This window comes from Dankookia sp. P2 (genome assembly GCF_050632255.1).
Classification (GTDB): Bacteria; Pseudomonadota; Alphaproteobacteria; order Acetobacterales; family Acetobacteraceae; genus Paracraurococcus.
Genome location: NZ_CP192581.1, coordinates 4907843 through 4921439 on the forward strand (window position 1 = coordinate 4907843; position 13597 = coordinate 4921439).

Below are 13597 nucleotides of genomic sequence, written 5' to 3' on the forward strand. Positions count from 1 at the left end.
GCCCCGCGACGTGCTTGCGCTCACCGCATCCCTGTCCCTGCCGCACTGGCTCGGCGCGCTGCCGGCCGAGGCGCTGCTGCCGCTGGCGCCGGCCGTGCTCCTGGCCGTCCTGGGGAGGCTCGGCCCGGCCGAGCCGCCGCCGTCGGAGGAGGTCACCACCGCGGCGATCTTCGCGCTGCACGGGCATGTCTGAGGACGGCCGGACCCCTTCGTTCCGCGGATCGGCAGCCGCCGCGCGGAGGGGGCCGCCCCAGAGAAATGGATGGGGGACCGGGCGAATGCCTTCCCCTGGCCTTGCCTTCCCCCGCCGCGCGCTCCCCCTCGCCGCTTTGGCGAGCCCCGCCCGCGCCCAGCCCTGGCCCGACCGGCCGATCCGCTTCGTCGTCCCGGTCTCGCCCGGCGGCAGCGTCGACCCGCTGGCCCGGCTGATCGGCCGGCATTTGGGGAGGCGCTGGGCCAGCCGGTGGTGGTGGAGAACCATGCCGGGGCGGGCGGCAACATCGCCTTCGAGATGGTGGCCCGCGCCCGTCCGGACGGGACCACGCTGCTGGTCGGCTGGGACAGCCTGGCGATCAACCCGGCAATCTTCCCGCGGGTGGACTACGACCCGCTGCGCGACTTCGCGCCGATCATCCAGACGGTGCGGACGGCGCAATTGCTGGTGGTGCGGCCGGCGCTCGGCGCGGCCGACCTGGCGGGGTTCCTCGACCTGGCGCGGCGGCGGCGGCTGACGCTCGGCTCGCCGGGCAATGGCAGCATCGGCCATCTGGCGGCGGCGCTGCTGCAGGCGCGGGCCGGAGCCGAATGGACGCACGTGCCCTATCGCGGCGGCGGGCCAGCCATGGCCGACCTGATCGCCGGGCATATCGACGCGGTCAGCCTGACCCTGCCGGCCGCGACGGAGCATGTCCGGGCCGGGCGGCTGCGGGCGCTCGCGGTGACCACCGCGGCCCGGTCGCCGGCGCCGCCGGCGGTGCCGACCCTGGCCGAGAGCGGCTTTCCCGGCTTCGAGGTGACCTCCTGGCAGGGCTGCTGGCGCCGGCGGGGACCGAGGCGGCGATCCTGCGGCGGGTGAATGCCGAGGTGGCGCGCATCCTGGCGCTGCCCGAGGTGGCGGCGCAGCTCGGCGCGCAGGGGTTCGAGCCGGTCGGCGGCGCGCCGAGGTGCTGGCGGCGCGGCTGGCCGAGGACGTGCCGCGCTGGCCGGGAGTGGTGCGGCTGGCCGGGGCGCGGCTGGACTGATCCGCCACGCTTGCCTTCCGGCAGGCGGCGTGCGATAGGAATATAGTCAAGGCCCGGTCATGTCCCGGACGCGTCACCCCACCTTGCGGGATTGCATCGCGATGGTGCCGCCGCGGCCGGTCCATGCCCGATGCCGGCGGCGGCGCCTCAAATCCTCAAATCCGAAAATCCAAAACCCTGCCCGGCGCGACGCCAGGCCGGGTGCGGCCCGGCGCGGAACCGGCCCGCTTCGGCCTCAGATTTTTCCTGAGGCGGATTGAGCGGAATTCAGGGTTTATGCCCCTCAAGAACCCTGGTTCAGACGCCGCCATTCTTATGGATCGGGTCGATCCAGAGGACCTGCTCCGGCTTCTCCACCGGCTCGATGTCGAGGTTCACCACGACGGCCTCGTTGTCCGAGCGGACCAGGACGCAGGACAGCGTCTCATCCGTGCTGGCGTTGATCTCCTGGTGCGGGACATAGGGCGGGACGAAGATGAAGTCGCCCGGCCCGGCCTCGGCGACGAATCCCAGCCGCTCGCCCCAGCGCATGCGGGCACGGCCGGAGACGATGTAGATCACGCTTTCCAGCGCGCCGTGATGGTGGGCGCCGGTCTTGGCATCCGGGTGGATGTGGACGGTGCCGGCCCAGATCTTCTGCGCGCCGACGCGGGCGGCGTTGATCGCGGCGGCGCGGTTCATGCCCGGCGTCTGCGCGGTGTTGGTGTCCAGGCTGTCGCCCGGGATGACGCGGACGCCGGTGGCCTTCCAGCCATCGGGCGGGACGTCGTGGCTATGGTGCCCATCATGCGGCATGGCTGCGATCCTCCAGACTCATTGAAATGAAACGGGCCTGGGGGATACCTGCCCCCGGCCCTTGCTTCCCTACAGCCCGGCAAAAGCTCGGTGGACAGGTAGCGTTCCGCAAAGGACGGCGCGATCCCGACCACCAGCCCCCCGGCATGTCGCGGGCCACCTGCAGCGCCGCATGCAGCATGGCGCCGGAGGAGATGCCGACCGGCAGCCCCTCCGTCTGGGCGCAGCGGCGGGCGGCGGCGATCGCCTCGCGCTCGCCCACCCGGACCACGTCGTCGATCAGCTCGAGGTCGAGCACCGCGGGCTTGAACCCGGCGCCGATGCCCTGGATGCCGTGCGGGCCGGGCTCGTCGCCGGACAGCACCGCGGATTCCGCCGGCTCCACCCCGATGACCCGGAGTCCCGGCTTGCGAGGGCTTCAGGGCGCGGGCGATGCCGGTGAGGGTGCCGCCGGTGCCGACGCCGCCGATGACCACATCGACCGCGCCGGCGGTATCGGCCCAGATCTCCTCGGCCGTGGTGGCGGCGTGGATGTCGGGGTTGGCGGGGTTGTCGAACTGCTTCGGCATCCAGGCCCCGGGGGTGGCGGCGACGATCGCCTCGGCCCGGCCGATGGCGCCGGCCATGCCGCGGCGGGCGGGGGTGAGCTCGACCTCCCCGCCCATCAGCCGGATCATCTTGCGGCGCTCGATGCTGGCGCCGTCGGGCATCACGACGATCAGGCGGTAGCCCTTGGCGGCGGCGACGAAGGCCAGCGCGATGCCGGTATTGCCCGAGGTCGGCTCGACCAGCGTCGAGCGGCCGGGGGCGATCAGCCCCTCGCGCTCCGCGGCCTCGACCATCGCCAGGCCAATGCGGTCCTTCACCGAGCCGAGCGGGTTGAAGAATTCGAGCTTGATGGCGAGGTCGGCCGTGAGGTTCTCCGCCGCCCGCAGCCGCTGCAGGCGGACCAGCGGCGTCGAGCCGACGATGTCGAGCACGCTGTCGTAGATGCGGCCATGCGCCGGCAGGGGCTCGGCCCCGTGCGGGTCGGGTTCCGGGCGGGGGCGCGGCGGGGCAGCTGGTTAATATCCGGCATGCGACTGCAATATCACCGTTCCCCGCCGTAGTTCAGGGGCAAGGCGCGGGAAAATGAAGCGTTGCGGCGGAAAATCCGGCGGGGCTGGGCGGCGGGTCTTTCCGCGTGCCAAGCTTCCGCCCGAGGGAACGCCAAAGCCATGCCAGAGACGCCGCCGGACCGGATTCCGCTTGCGCAGATCGTGAACCCGCGCTCGATCGCCGTCATCGGCGCCTCGGACGACGCCGGGAAATCTCGGCGGGCGGGTGATCCACTACCTGATCCGGCATGGCTTCCCCGGGGTGCTGCTGCCGATCAACCCGGTGCGGGCGACCATCCGCGGCCTGCCGGCCTATCCGAGGCGTCGCGGCGGCGCCCGGGCCGATCGACGTGGCCGTGCTGGCGGTGCCCGCCGCGGCCCTGCTGCGGGAGATCGAGGCCTGCGCCGCGGCCGGGGTCGGCGCCTGCGTCGTCATCACCGGCAAGCTGGCCGATGCGGGAGAGGCCGGGGCGGCGCTGGAAACCCAGGTGACGGCGGTGGCGCGGGCGGCGGGGATGCGGCTGGTCGGGCCCAACTGCCTCGGCCTGTTCAACGTCACCGATGCCGCGATGCTCTCCTCCTCCCTCGCGCTCGAGGTCGCGCGGGTGAAGCCGGGCGGGATCGGCATGGTCAGCCAGTCCGGCGCGCTGATGGGGGCGCTGGTCTCGCTCGGCCACCAGCACGGGGCGGGGTTCAGCCGCTGCGTCTCGGTCGGCAACCAGGCGGACCTCGAGCTTTGCGACTTCCTGGAATTCCTGATCGATGACCCGGCGACGCGGGTCATCACCCTCTATGTCGAGGGGCTGAAGGATGCCGCCCGCTTCGCCCCGCTGCTGCGCCGGGCCCGCGCCGCGGGCAAGCCGGTGCTGTGCGTCAAGGCGGGGCGGAGCGAGGCAGGGGCGCAGGCGGCACGGTCGCACACCGCCAGCCTCGCCGGCAGCCATGCCGCCTTCGCCGCGCTCTGCCGCGATGCAGGCGCGGTGCTGCTGGACGATCCGGCGGTGATGGTGCTGGCGGCCGATGTGCTGGCGCGGCTGGGCGGGCTGCCGCGGTCCGGGATGGGGGTGGCGGTCGTCGCCTCCTCCGGCGGCAGCACCGTCACCACCACCGACATGCTGGCCGATTACGGCCTGCGCACCGCGGCGATGTCGGCTGCCACGCGGGCCGAGATGGCGCGCTGGATGCCCGAGAGCCATGTCCACCTACCGCTCGATACCGGCAGCTTCCACGACAATACCAGCGAGGATGCGCTGCGCGGCTGCCTACGCGCCTTCATGGGCGACCCGGATATCGGCGCCATCCTGGTGCCGATGACGACGCAGCCGGCGATGGCGCGGCGCGCCGCGATGCTGCCGCCGCTGGCGCGGGAGGGTACCCGGCCGCTGCTGTATGTCATGATGGCGGGGGAGGTGGGCGACCCGGCGCGGGAGGCGATGCGCGCGGCCGATTTCCCCTATTTCGACCATGTCGCCCAGGCGCTGGCGGTGCTGCGGGCGCTGGAGGCGGAAGCCGCCGGCCGCGACCGCGCGGCGCTGCCGCCGCCCGCGCGCCCCGCCGGCCTCACGCTGGCCGAGGGCCTGCCCGCGGGCGCGCTGCTGGAGGCCGAGGCGAAGCGCCTCGCCGCCGGCTACGGCATCCCGGTGACGCGGGAGGCCTTCGCCGCGACCGCGGCGGAGGCGGTGGCCGCCGCCGAGGCGATCGGCTTCCCGGTGGTGCTGAAGGGCGTCAGCCGCGCGGTTGTGCACAAGAGCGACCTCGGCCTGGTGAAGCTCGGCTTGCGCGACGCCGAGGCGGTCCGCGCCGCGCAGGCCGCGCTGCTGGCCGGGCCGGTGCCGCTGGACGGCGTGCTGGTACAGGAGATGGCGCGGGGCGAGGCGGAGCTGATCCTCGGCGCCCGCTTCGAGCCGGGCCTCGGCCCCTTCGTCCTGGCAGGCCTCGGCGGCGTGCTGGTGGAGGTACTGCGGGACGTGCAGCTCGCGCCCGCGCCGCTGCGGCCGGAGGATGCGCTGATGATGCTGCAACGCCTGGCCTTGTGGCCGGTGCTGGAGGGCGTGCGCGGGCGGCCGGCGCTGGACGTGGCCGCGGCGGTGGATGCGCTGGTGCGGCTGTCCTGGCTGGCGGCCGAGCTCGGGGAAGGGCTGGTGGAGATGGACCTCAATCCGATCCTGCTGCGCGCCGTCGGCGAGGGCTGCATCGCCGTCGATGCGCGGGCGGTGCTGCGATGATCCCGCGGCGCGCGGTGCTGGGCGCGCTGGCCTTGCCGGCGGTGGTGCGGGCCCAGGGGGAGCATCCGGGGCATGGCCGCAGCGGCCGGTCACGCTGATCGTGCCCTATCCGCCGGGTGGCAGCACCGACAACGTCTCCCGCCCCATCCAGCAGCCGCTCTCGGCGCTGCTCGGGCAGAACGTGCTGATCGAGAACCGCGGCGGCGCCGGCGGGTCGATCGGCGCCGCCGCGGTCGCCCAGGCGAGGCCCGACGGCTACACGCTGCTGGTCTTCCCGACCGCGATCATGACCATCAGCCCGCACATGATGCGGCTGCCCTACGACCCGGCGCAGGATTTCACCCCCGTCGCGCTGCTCGGCATCTCGGACGGCGCGGTGGCGATGCACCCCTCCGTGCCGGTGCGGACGATCCAGGAGCTGGTCGCCTATGCCAAGGCGGATCCCGGCAAGCTGCGCTTCAGCAGCGCCGGCAACGGCACCATCACCCAGATGACCGGGGAGATCTTTGCGAGCAGCGTCGGCATCCGGCTGGAGCACGTGCCCTATCGCGGCTCGGCGCCGGCGCTGACCGCCGTCATGGCCGGCGACGTGGAGCTGCGATCCGACCCCATCGCCATCCCCGCGATCAAGGACGGCAGGCTGATCGGCCTGGCGACCACCGGCGAAACGCGCAGCCCGGGATTGCCGGACCTGCCGACCCTGCGCGAGCTCGGCATGTACGGGCCGGGCGGCCTGTCCTTCTTCGGCCTGGCCGGTCCCGCCGGCCTGCCGCCCGAGATCGTCGCGCGGCTGGCCGAGGCCCTCCGCCAGGTGCTGGCGCTGCCGGAGGTCGCGCGCGCCATGGCGCCGGTGGGCCTCCGCCCGCAATTCGAGACCGGCGCGGCCTTCGCCCGGCGAATCACGCAGGACCGCGCCATCTTCGCCGAGGCCGTGCGCAGGACGGGAGCAAGAGTCGAATGAGCTACGAGCACATCAAGGTCTGGGAGGACGGCCCGGTCACGATCGTCGCGCTGAACCGGCCGGACAAGGGCAATGCCATCTCGAAGCGGATGGCGGAGGAGATCCAGGCGGCGATGACCGCCTTCGCCGCGTCGGAGCAGAAATGCGCCGTGCTGACCGCGATGGGCACCAAGGCCTTCTCCTTCGGCGCCGATGTCACCGAGCCGCCGGAGCTCTGGCGCGCCGTGCCCAATGTCGGCTGGCAGTGCGACAAGCCGCTGATCGCGGCGCTCGAGGGCTGGTGCATCGGCGGCGCGCTGGTGCTGGCGATGATGGCCGACCTCGCGGTCTGCGGCGCCAAGGCGCGGCTCTACTACCCCGAGGCCAAGATCGGCCTGACCGGCGGGATGATCGCAGCACTTCCGTCGCGCATCCCGCACAAGATCGCCATGGAGCTGATGCTGCTCTGCCGCGTCTTCGACGCCGAGCGGTCGGAGCGCGTCGGCCTGGTGAACGAGGTGGTGCCGGAAGGCGAGGCGCTGGCGAGGGCGATCGAGTGGGGCAAGGAGATGGCGGGCTACGCGCCGATGGTGCTCGGCGGCATCAAGCGCATGGTGCTGGACGACATCCTGCCGCGCGGCCCGTCCGAGCAATGGGCGCTGCAGGGCCAGCGGCTGGCGGCGATCCGCGAGTCCGAGGATTTCCGGGAGGGCGGCGCGGCCTTCCGCGAGAAGCGGCCGCCGGTCTTCAAGGGGCGGTAGCCTGCGATCGTCCTGAGTGGAAACACTCAGGGCGTGAATCGCTGGCTCAACGAAAGCCAGACCGAGGTTGTCCTGACAGGGTCAGGGCAACCTCGGTCTAGGCCCCGCACGCCGCGGCACAAACGTGACCGCCGCGGCCGATTGCCCGGCGCCCGCCGCCGCGCCAGAAGGGACGGGCAGCGAGGGGGCGGGGCATGGGCGAGGATGCGGCGGTGCGGATGGCGGGGCTGGTCTTCGCGGCGCTGCGCGAGGCCTCGCTGGACCCGCCGGGCGTCAGCCGCGCCAGCTACGGCCCCGGCGAGCGGGCGGCGCATGCCATCCTGCGCGCGGCGGCCGAGGAGGTGGGGCTCGAGGTCGAGACCGATCCGGTCGGCACCCTGTCGATGACGCTGCCCGGCGTCGATCGCGGCGCCTCGCCGGTGGTCATCGGCTCGCATCTCGACGCCGTGCCGCATGGTGGCAATTACGACGGCGCGGCGGGCGTGGTGATGGGCCTGGCGCTCGCGGCGCGGCTGAAGGCGGCGGGGCAGGTGCTGCGGCGCGACCTGGTCATCCTCGGCATCCGGGCAGAGGAGATGTGCTGGTTCCCGATGCTCTATCTCGGCAGCCGCGCCGCCTTCGGCCTGCTGGCGCCGGATGCGCCGGACACGCTGCGGCGGACCGACAGCGGCCGCACGCTGGCCGAGCACATGGCGGAGGAGGGGTTCGATCCGGACTTCATCCGCCAGGGCCGCAGCTTGCTCGACCCCGCCTATATCCACGCCTTCATCGAGCCGCATATCGAGCAGGGGCCGGTGCTGGTCGAGGCCGGGCTGCCGGCCGCCGTGGTCACCGGCATCCGCGGCAGCCTGCGCTACCGCGCCTGCACCGCCACGGGCGCCTGGGCGCATGCCGGGGCGGTGCCGCGGCAGGGCCGCAAGGATGCCGTGCTGGCGGTCGCAGCCCTCGCGCATGCGCTGGAGGAGTTCTGGAAGGTCGCGGAATCGGGCGGGCGCGACCTGGTGCTGACCATGGGCGAGTTCTCGACCGACCCGGTGATGCACGGCCCGACCAAGATCCCCGGCGCCGTCGGCTTCAGCCTCGATATCCGCAGCGAGGACCCGGCGGTGCTGCAGGCGGCCGAGGCGCTGCTGCGCGACCAGGCCGCGCGCATCGAGGCGGAGCGGGGCGTCGCGATCGACTACGGCACGCCGCTGCCGGTGCCGCCCGCGTCGATGGATGCGCGGCTGCGCGCCGCGCTGCGGCAGGGGGCCGAGGCGGCCGGCGTGCCGGTGCTGGAGATGGCCTCCGGCGCCGGGCATGACGCGCTGACCTTCGCCGGGCTTGGCGTGCCGACGGCAATGCTGTTCATCCGGAACGAGCACGGCAGCCACAACCCGGAGGAGGCGATGGAGCTGGCCGACTTCGCCGCGGCGCTGGACGTGCTGACGGCGGCGATCGGGGAGATCGCCGCCTGACGGCGCCCGCCGACGGCCGGCGCGCCGACCGGCGCGCAGGCCTGGATCGGCGGGCCATTGCGGTCAGGACATCGCGTGGCCGCGCGCCGCGCCCATGGTGCGGTTCCAGACTGCGGCGCAGGATCGGTGCCGAACCGGGAGGAGCCTTGCCATGCGTCGCGACCTGATGGGCTATGGCCTGAACCCGCCCCGCATCGCCTGGCCCGGCGGCGCGAAGCTCGCCGTCTCCATCGTGGTGAACTACGAGGAAGGTGCCGAGATGGCGCTGGAAGCCGGCGATGCGGAGAACGAGCGGATCGGCGAGGTGATCAGCGTCGTACCCCCTGGCCGCCGCGATTTCGGGCAGGAGGGCATCTTCTCCTACGGCACACGCGCCGGAGTCGGCCGGTTCCTCGAGGCCTTCGACCGCCACCGCGTGCAGGTCACCTGGTTCATGTGCGGCCGGGCGGCGGAACGCTCGCCTGAGCTTGCGCGCGCGCCTGCATCGCCGCGGGGCATGAGGCGGCGAACCATGGCTGGGTCTGGCGGCCGCATGCCGACTTCACCAGCCGGGCGGAGGAGGAGGCGAGCCTGCTGCGCAGCGCCGCGGCGATCGAGGCGGCGACCGGCGAGCGTCCGGTCGGCTTCTTCTGCCGCGGCAGCCAGAGCCCCTGGACCCGCGGATTGCTCGCCGCGCACGGGTACCTCTACGATAGCAACGCCTTCGACGACGATCTGCCCTATTGGGACAGGGACGTCCCGGGCGGGCCGCTGCTGGTGATGCCCTACGCGCTCGACTGCAACGACATGAAGTTCTTCCACCCCAACGGATTCGTCGTGCCGCAGCACTTCGTCGACTATGCCGAGGCGGCGATCGACCAGTTGATCGAGGAGGGCGAGAGGGGCGTGCCGAAGCTGCTGAACATCGGCCTGCACCTGCGGATCTGCGGCCGCCCGGCGCGGTTCCGCGCTGTGGAGGGCATCCTGCGCGTGCTGGCGGCGCGCGGCGGCAAGGTCTGGGTGGCGCGCCGGAAGGATATCGCCGCGCATGCCCGCGCGGCGCTACCCGTGGGTTAGCCGCGCGAGCCAGCGCGCCACCGGGTTGTCCTGGCTCATGCCGGCAGGCCCGAGATCGCCCGCCAGTGCCGCGCGATGTCCATCCTGCGGGCGATCCAGACGCCGGGATGCCGCGTGACGTGCTGCAGCAGCAGCTCCAGCCCGCGGATGCGGCCGGGCCGGCCGATGGTCCGCAGGTGCAGCCCGACCGACATCATCTTCGGCGTCGTCCGCCCTTCGCGCATCAGCTGGTCGAAGGCGCCGATGCAGTAGGTGGAGAAATCCTCGGCCTGCACGAAGCCCTGGCCCGGGGCGAAGCGCATGTCGTTGGTGTCGAAGGCATAGGGCAGGATGACGTGCGGCCGCCCCGCCACCTGCACCAGCCGCGGCAGGTCGTCGTCATAGGCATCCGAATCGTACAGGAACCCGCCTTCCTCCCGCAGCAGCCGCCGCGTGTTGACCGAGGGCGCCGACTTGGTGTGCCAGCCGACCGGCCGGGTGCCGGCGGCCTCGCCCAGCACCGCGACGGTCCGGGCGATCACCGCGCGCTCGGTCGCTTCCGGCATGTTGGCATGCATCTCCCAGCGCCAGCCATGCGCGCTGACCTCATGCCCGGAGGCCGCCGGCGCCGCGGCCAGGGCCGGCGTCGCCGCCACGGCCCGGCCGCAGCAGGAAAAGGTCGCCTTCACCCCGAAGCGGTCGAGCAGGTCGAGCACCCGCCAGAGCGCGACGCGCGAGCCATAGGCGAAATGCGTCTCCATGCAGGGGTCGGGCGCATGCTCGACCAGCTGCTTCGTCTCCGGCACCGCCTCGTTGCGTTCGTCGCCGCTGGCGATCGACAGCTCCGCGCCCTCCTCGACATTGACGACGAAGGACAGCGCGAGCCGCGCGCCCTCCGGCCAGCGCGGATCGGGCGGGTTGCGGCCATAGCCCGCAAGGTCACGGTCCTGCGGCGGCATCCCGCCGGGCAATGGGGTCACGTGGCGTCTCCGCTGGCCGGTTGCTTGTCCCGGAGGCAGCAATCGTCATGCCAGCGGGTGAGGACCACCGGTGCGCGGCGCCGCACCCGGCCAGGTCGCCCGCCCTGGCGCATCCCTGCCCAGGCTGCGCGGGCGGCGGGCAGGGCTCAGCCGGCCATCGCCACCTCGGCCCCGCCATCCGGCGCATCGCCGGCCGGGACCTCCAGCGCCGCGATCGAGTCGGCCGCGATCTCCAGCAGCACCCTCGCGCTGCCGCAGCATCGCCTCCGGCGGCAGGCGGCGCGCATCGGCCTGGAACTGCCGCGCCGCCGCGGCCAGCCGCGTCGCGCCGAGGGTCGCCGCGGCGCCGGCCAGCCGGTGCGCCGCCGGCACCATGCGGTCCGGCATGGCCTGGTCGATCCCCCGCAGCTGCTCCGCCGCGTCGCGCATCTCGCGGACGAACTCGCCCGCCAGGCTGCGCGCCGCCTCGGGGTCGAGGCCCGGCACCGCCGGCGCCTCGCCGGCGCGGCGGCTCAGCAGGGGCAGGCGGGCGAAGCTCTCGTGCCCGGGCGACGGGGCCACGGCGCCAGGCGGCGGCGCGCCGGTCAGCCGGCCGAGCGCCGCGATCAGCGCCTCGCGCTCGATCGGCTTGGCAAGGTGCGCGTCCATCCCCGCCTCGCTGCAGGCGGCGATGTCCTCGACGAAGGCGCTGGCGGTCACCGCCAGGATCGGCACGCGGGCGCCGGGGCCGGGCAGGGCGCGGATCTGGCGCGTCGCCTCCATCCCGTCGAGGTTCGGCATCATCACGTCCATCAGCACCACGTCGAAGGGCAACGCCTCCTGTGCCTCCTGCACGGCGCGGACCGCCAGCGCGCCGTCGGCGACGCAGTGCACCCGGTGGCCGGCCGCTTCCAGCAGCGCCCGCGCCACCGCCAGGTTGGCCGGCACGTCGTCCGCCACCAGCACGTGCAGCGACCGGCGCGGCGCATCGGCCGCGGCCGGCTGCGCCGGCGTGGCCGCCGCCGCCGGGCGCAGCGCCAGCTCGACCCAGAAGGTGGCGCCCTGGCTGTCGCGCGACCGCGCATTGGCCTCGCAGCCGATCCGGCCGCCCATCTGCTCGGCGATGCCGGCGGCGATCGCCAGGCCAAGGCCGGTGCCCCCGCCTGGCCGCGGTCGAGCTGCACGAAGTCGCCGAAGATGGCCTGGCGCTGCGCCTCCGGCACGCCGGGGCCGGTATCCCGCACCTCGATCCGCAACGGCACCAGGCCGCCGGCATCGGGCGGGCCGAGCGGCCGTGCCGCGAGCGCGACCTGGCCGCCATGCGGGGTGAACTTCACCGCGTTGGAAAGCAGGTTGAGCACCAGCTGGCGCATCCGGGTCTGGTCGGTCTCCAGCAGCTTCGGCAAGCCGGCGGCGAGGTCGAGCGCCACCGCCACCGACTTGTCCTCGGCGGCCGGGCGCACCAGCGTCGCGCAGTCGCCGAGCAGGGCGGCGAGGTCCACCGGGGTGAGGCGCAGCTCGAGCCGCCCGGCCTCGACCTTGGCCAGGTCGAGCACGTCATTGGCGACGGCGACAAGGTGGCGGCCGGCGGATTCCAGCGTCTCCGCCTGGCTCCGCTGCTGGCCCGAGAGCGCCGGGTCGCGCGCCAGGACCTGGGCCAGGCCGAGCACGCCGTTCAGCGGCGTGCGCAGCTCGTGGCTCATTCGTGCCAGGAAGCGCGACTTCGCCTCGGTCGCCGCCGCCGCGGCGTCGCGCGCCTGGGCCAGGTCGGCCATGGCGCGCTTCAGCGCGGTGATGTCGGTGCGGATGCCGACGGTGCCGCCATCCGGCGTGCGGCGCTCGGTCACCAGCACCCAGCGGCCATCCGGCAGCAGCCGCTCCATGCTCGGGTGGTCGCCGCGGTGCCAGGCCTTGGTCGCGGCGACGAAGGCCTCGATGTCCGCGCCGGCCTGCGGATACTGGCCGCGCAAGGCGCCCTCGCGGATGATGTCCTCGAACAGCGCGCCGGGCACGATGAAGGGCGCGCTGACCCCGTAGAAGTCGCGGTAGCGCTGGTTGCAGATCACCAGCCGGTCCTCGGCGTCGAACATGACGAAGCCGTCCGGCAGGCTCTCGATCGCGCTCTCCAGCACGCCGCGGGCGGCGGAGCGCTCGGCCTCGATCCGCTCGCGCTGGCGCAGCGCGGCGTTCAGCGCCATGCCGAGCGCGCCGATCAGCAGGGCGGAGCCGAGCGCCACCGCCAGCAGCCGGCCTTGGTCCTGCTCATAGGCCGCATAGGCGGCCGCGGTCTCGAGGCTGGCGACCACCAGGATGTCGCGGTAGAGCATCGGCCGCGCCGCGGCGAAGACCGGTACCGGGGCGATCCGGCCGGGGATCTGGGTCGCGCTGCCGTCCTGCGGCAGGGTCGCCGCGCTGCGCGCCAGGGGCCGGCCGATCCGCGTCTCGTCGTGCGGCAGGCTGGCCAGCAGCTGGGCGTCGGCGCGCTCGACCGAAAGCCGCAGGCCGGGCACCTCGCCGAGCGGCGAGAGCATGGTGGCGAGCAGGGCGACCGGGACCTCCGCCGCCACCACCAGGGGCTCCGTGCCCGGCAGGTCGATGCTGCGCAGGAAGAACAGCGTCCACTCGCCTGTCTGGCTGTTGCGGACCGGCCCGCTGATCACCGCCGCGCCGTTGCCGCGCGCTTCGGCCAGCCGGGCCGGGTCGATCGGCGGCGGCCGGCTGCGCGATCCGGCCAGGGCGCTGGCCCAGGGCCGGCCATCCGCGCGCAGGATGATGAGGTCGCGGAAGTTGAGGTTCTGGAAATTCAGGTCGCGCAGCATCCGGCTGGCGGCGCCGCGGTCGACCGTTCCGTCGCGGGCGATCTGGCCGACCACCTGGCCCAGCCCGGCCAGCGTCCCGTCGACCGAGAGGAAATGCCGGTTCACCGTGCCTTCGGCCACCCGCGCGGCGCGCTGGACCAGCTGCACCGCGCTGGTGCGCGCGGTATCGCGCAGCCGGTCCAGTAGCAGGGTGGTGCCGCCGGCGATCGTCAGCAGGACCAGCCCGCAGGCGAGGGTGACGGCCAGGCGGAGCCGGCGGACCTGCATG

At 73.8% G+C, this 13597-nt stretch carries 11 protein-coding genes and 3 pseudogenes; 9 read left to right on the plus strand and 5 right to left on the minus strand.

The window, feature by feature from the left end:
- Positions 1-10 precede the first annotated feature (10 nt).
- The 3 genes from ACQ86J_RS29145 to ACQ86J_RS29155 all read left to right on the plus strand — a co-directional run bounded on the left by ACQ86J_RS29145 (position 11) and on the right by ACQ86J_RS29155 (position 1287).
- Complete coding sequence (locus ACQ86J_RS29145) at positions 11-193, plus strand: hypothetical protein (protein ID WP_431268265.1); 183 nt, start codon at positions 11-13, stop codon at positions 191-193.
- A 270-nt stretch (positions 194-463) separates the two neighbouring features.
- Complete coding sequence (locus ACQ86J_RS29150; protein ID WP_431268266.1) at positions 464-1075, plus strand: tripartite tricarboxylate transporter substrate-binding protein; 612 nt, start codon at positions 464-466, stop codon at positions 1073-1075.
- Complete coding sequence (locus ACQ86J_RS29155) at positions 1072-1287, plus strand: hypothetical protein (protein WP_431268267.1); 216 nt, start codon at positions 1072-1074, stop codon at positions 1285-1287. The genes ACQ86J_RS29150 and ACQ86J_RS29155 overlap by 4 nt, the downstream gene beginning before the upstream one ends.
- Before the next feature lie 251 nt (positions 1288-1538).
- Here the strand turns inward: ACQ86J_RS29155 and ACQ86J_RS29160 are convergent, their stop codons facing one another.
- Together ACQ86J_RS29160 and cysK are read right to left on the minus strand one after the other, a co-directional pair.
- A complete protein-coding gene (locus tag ACQ86J_RS29160; RefSeq protein WP_431268268.1) occupies positions 1539-1922 on the minus strand; it encodes a cupin domain-containing protein in 384 nt (127 codons plus the stop codon).
- Positions 1923-2110: 188 nt separating this feature from the next.
- A pseudogene (cysK, locus tag ACQ86J_RS29165) lies at positions 2111-3046 on the minus strand (cysteine synthase A); the annotation flags it as partial.
- Between the two features lie 437 nt (positions 3047-3483).
- On the opposite strand from cysK, the gene ACQ86J_RS29170 reads away from it, so the two are divergent.
- From ACQ86J_RS29170 to ACQ86J_RS29195, 6 genes and pseudogenes are all read left to right on the plus strand, one after another.
- Positions 3484-5358 carry an acetate--CoA ligase family protein gene (locus ACQ86J_RS29170; RefSeq protein WP_431268269.1) on the plus strand — a complete coding sequence of 625 codons (1875 nt, stop codon included), beginning with the start codon at positions 3484-3486 and terminating at the stop codon, positions 5356-5358.
- Positions 5359-5458: 100 nt separating this feature from the next.
- Positions 5459-6319: a tripartite tricarboxylate transporter substrate binding protein gene (locus tag ACQ86J_RS29175; protein WP_431268270.1), complete on the plus strand. Its 861-nt coding sequence runs from the start codon at positions 5459-5461 to the stop codon at positions 6317-6319.
- On the plus strand, positions 6316-7059 hold the full coding sequence (locus ACQ86J_RS29180; RefSeq protein WP_431268271.1) for an enoyl-CoA hydratase/isomerase family protein: 744 nt from the start codon (positions 6316-6318) through the stop codon (positions 7057-7059). The genes ACQ86J_RS29175 and ACQ86J_RS29180 overlap by 4 nt, the downstream gene beginning before the upstream one ends.
- A 194-nt stretch (positions 7060-7253) precedes the next feature.
- Entirely contained in the window at positions 7254-8516 is a 1263-nt protein-coding gene (locus ACQ86J_RS29185; protein WP_431268272.1) for a hydantoinase/carbamoylase family amidase, read from the plus strand.
- A 483-nt stretch (positions 8517-8999) separates the two neighbouring features.
- Positions 9000-9104 (plus strand): annotated as a pseudogene (locus ACQ86J_RS29190) (hypothetical protein); the annotation flags it as partial.
- A gap of 171 nt (positions 9105-9275) precedes the next feature.
- The gene (locus tag ACQ86J_RS29195; protein ID WP_431268273.1) at positions 9276-9572 is read left to right on the plus strand and encodes a hypothetical protein; all 297 of its coding nucleotides are present in this window, start codon (positions 9276-9278) and stop codon (positions 9570-9572) included.
- A gap of 35 nt (positions 9573-9607) precedes the next feature.
- On the opposite strand, the gene ACQ86J_RS29200 is transcribed toward ACQ86J_RS29195, so the two are convergent.
- From ACQ86J_RS29200 to ACQ86J_RS29210, 3 genes and pseudogenes are all read right to left on the minus strand, one after another.
- The gene (locus ACQ86J_RS29200) at positions 9608-10531 is read right to left on the minus strand and encodes a polysaccharide deacetylase family protein (protein WP_431268274.1); all 924 of its coding nucleotides are present in this window, start codon (positions 10529-10531) and stop codon (positions 9608-9610) included.
- 45 nt (positions 10532-10576) lie between these two features.
- Positions 10577-11470: a response regulator gene (locus ACQ86J_RS29205; RefSeq protein ID WP_431272575.1), complete on the minus strand. Its 894-nt coding sequence runs from the start codon at positions 11468-11470 to the stop codon at positions 10577-10579.
- A gap of 129 nt (positions 11471-11599) precedes the next feature.
- Positions 11600-13596, minus strand: a pseudogene (locus ACQ86J_RS29210) (PAS-domain containing protein); the annotation flags it as partial.
- Position 13597 lies beyond the last annotated feature (1 nt).

Bases quoted from the DNA above. Each gene is read 5' to 3' on its own strand.
- ACQ86J_RS29160 (WP_431268268.1), bottom strand. From the start codon at position 1,922: ATGAACCGCGCCGCCGCGATCAACGCCGCCCGCGTCGGCGCGCAGAAG.
- ACQ86J_RS29180 (WP_431268271.1), top strand. From the start codon at position 6,316: ATGAGCTACGAGCACATCAAGGTCTGGGAGGACGGCCCGGTCACGATC.
- ACQ86J_RS29185 (WP_431268272.1), top strand. From the start codon at position 7,254: ATGGGCGAGGATGCGGCGGTGCGGATGGCGGGGCTGGTCTTCGCGGCG.
- ACQ86J_RS29195 (WP_431268273.1), top strand. From the start codon at position 9,276: ATGCCCTACGCGCTCGACTGCAACGACATGAAGTTCTTCCACCCCAAC.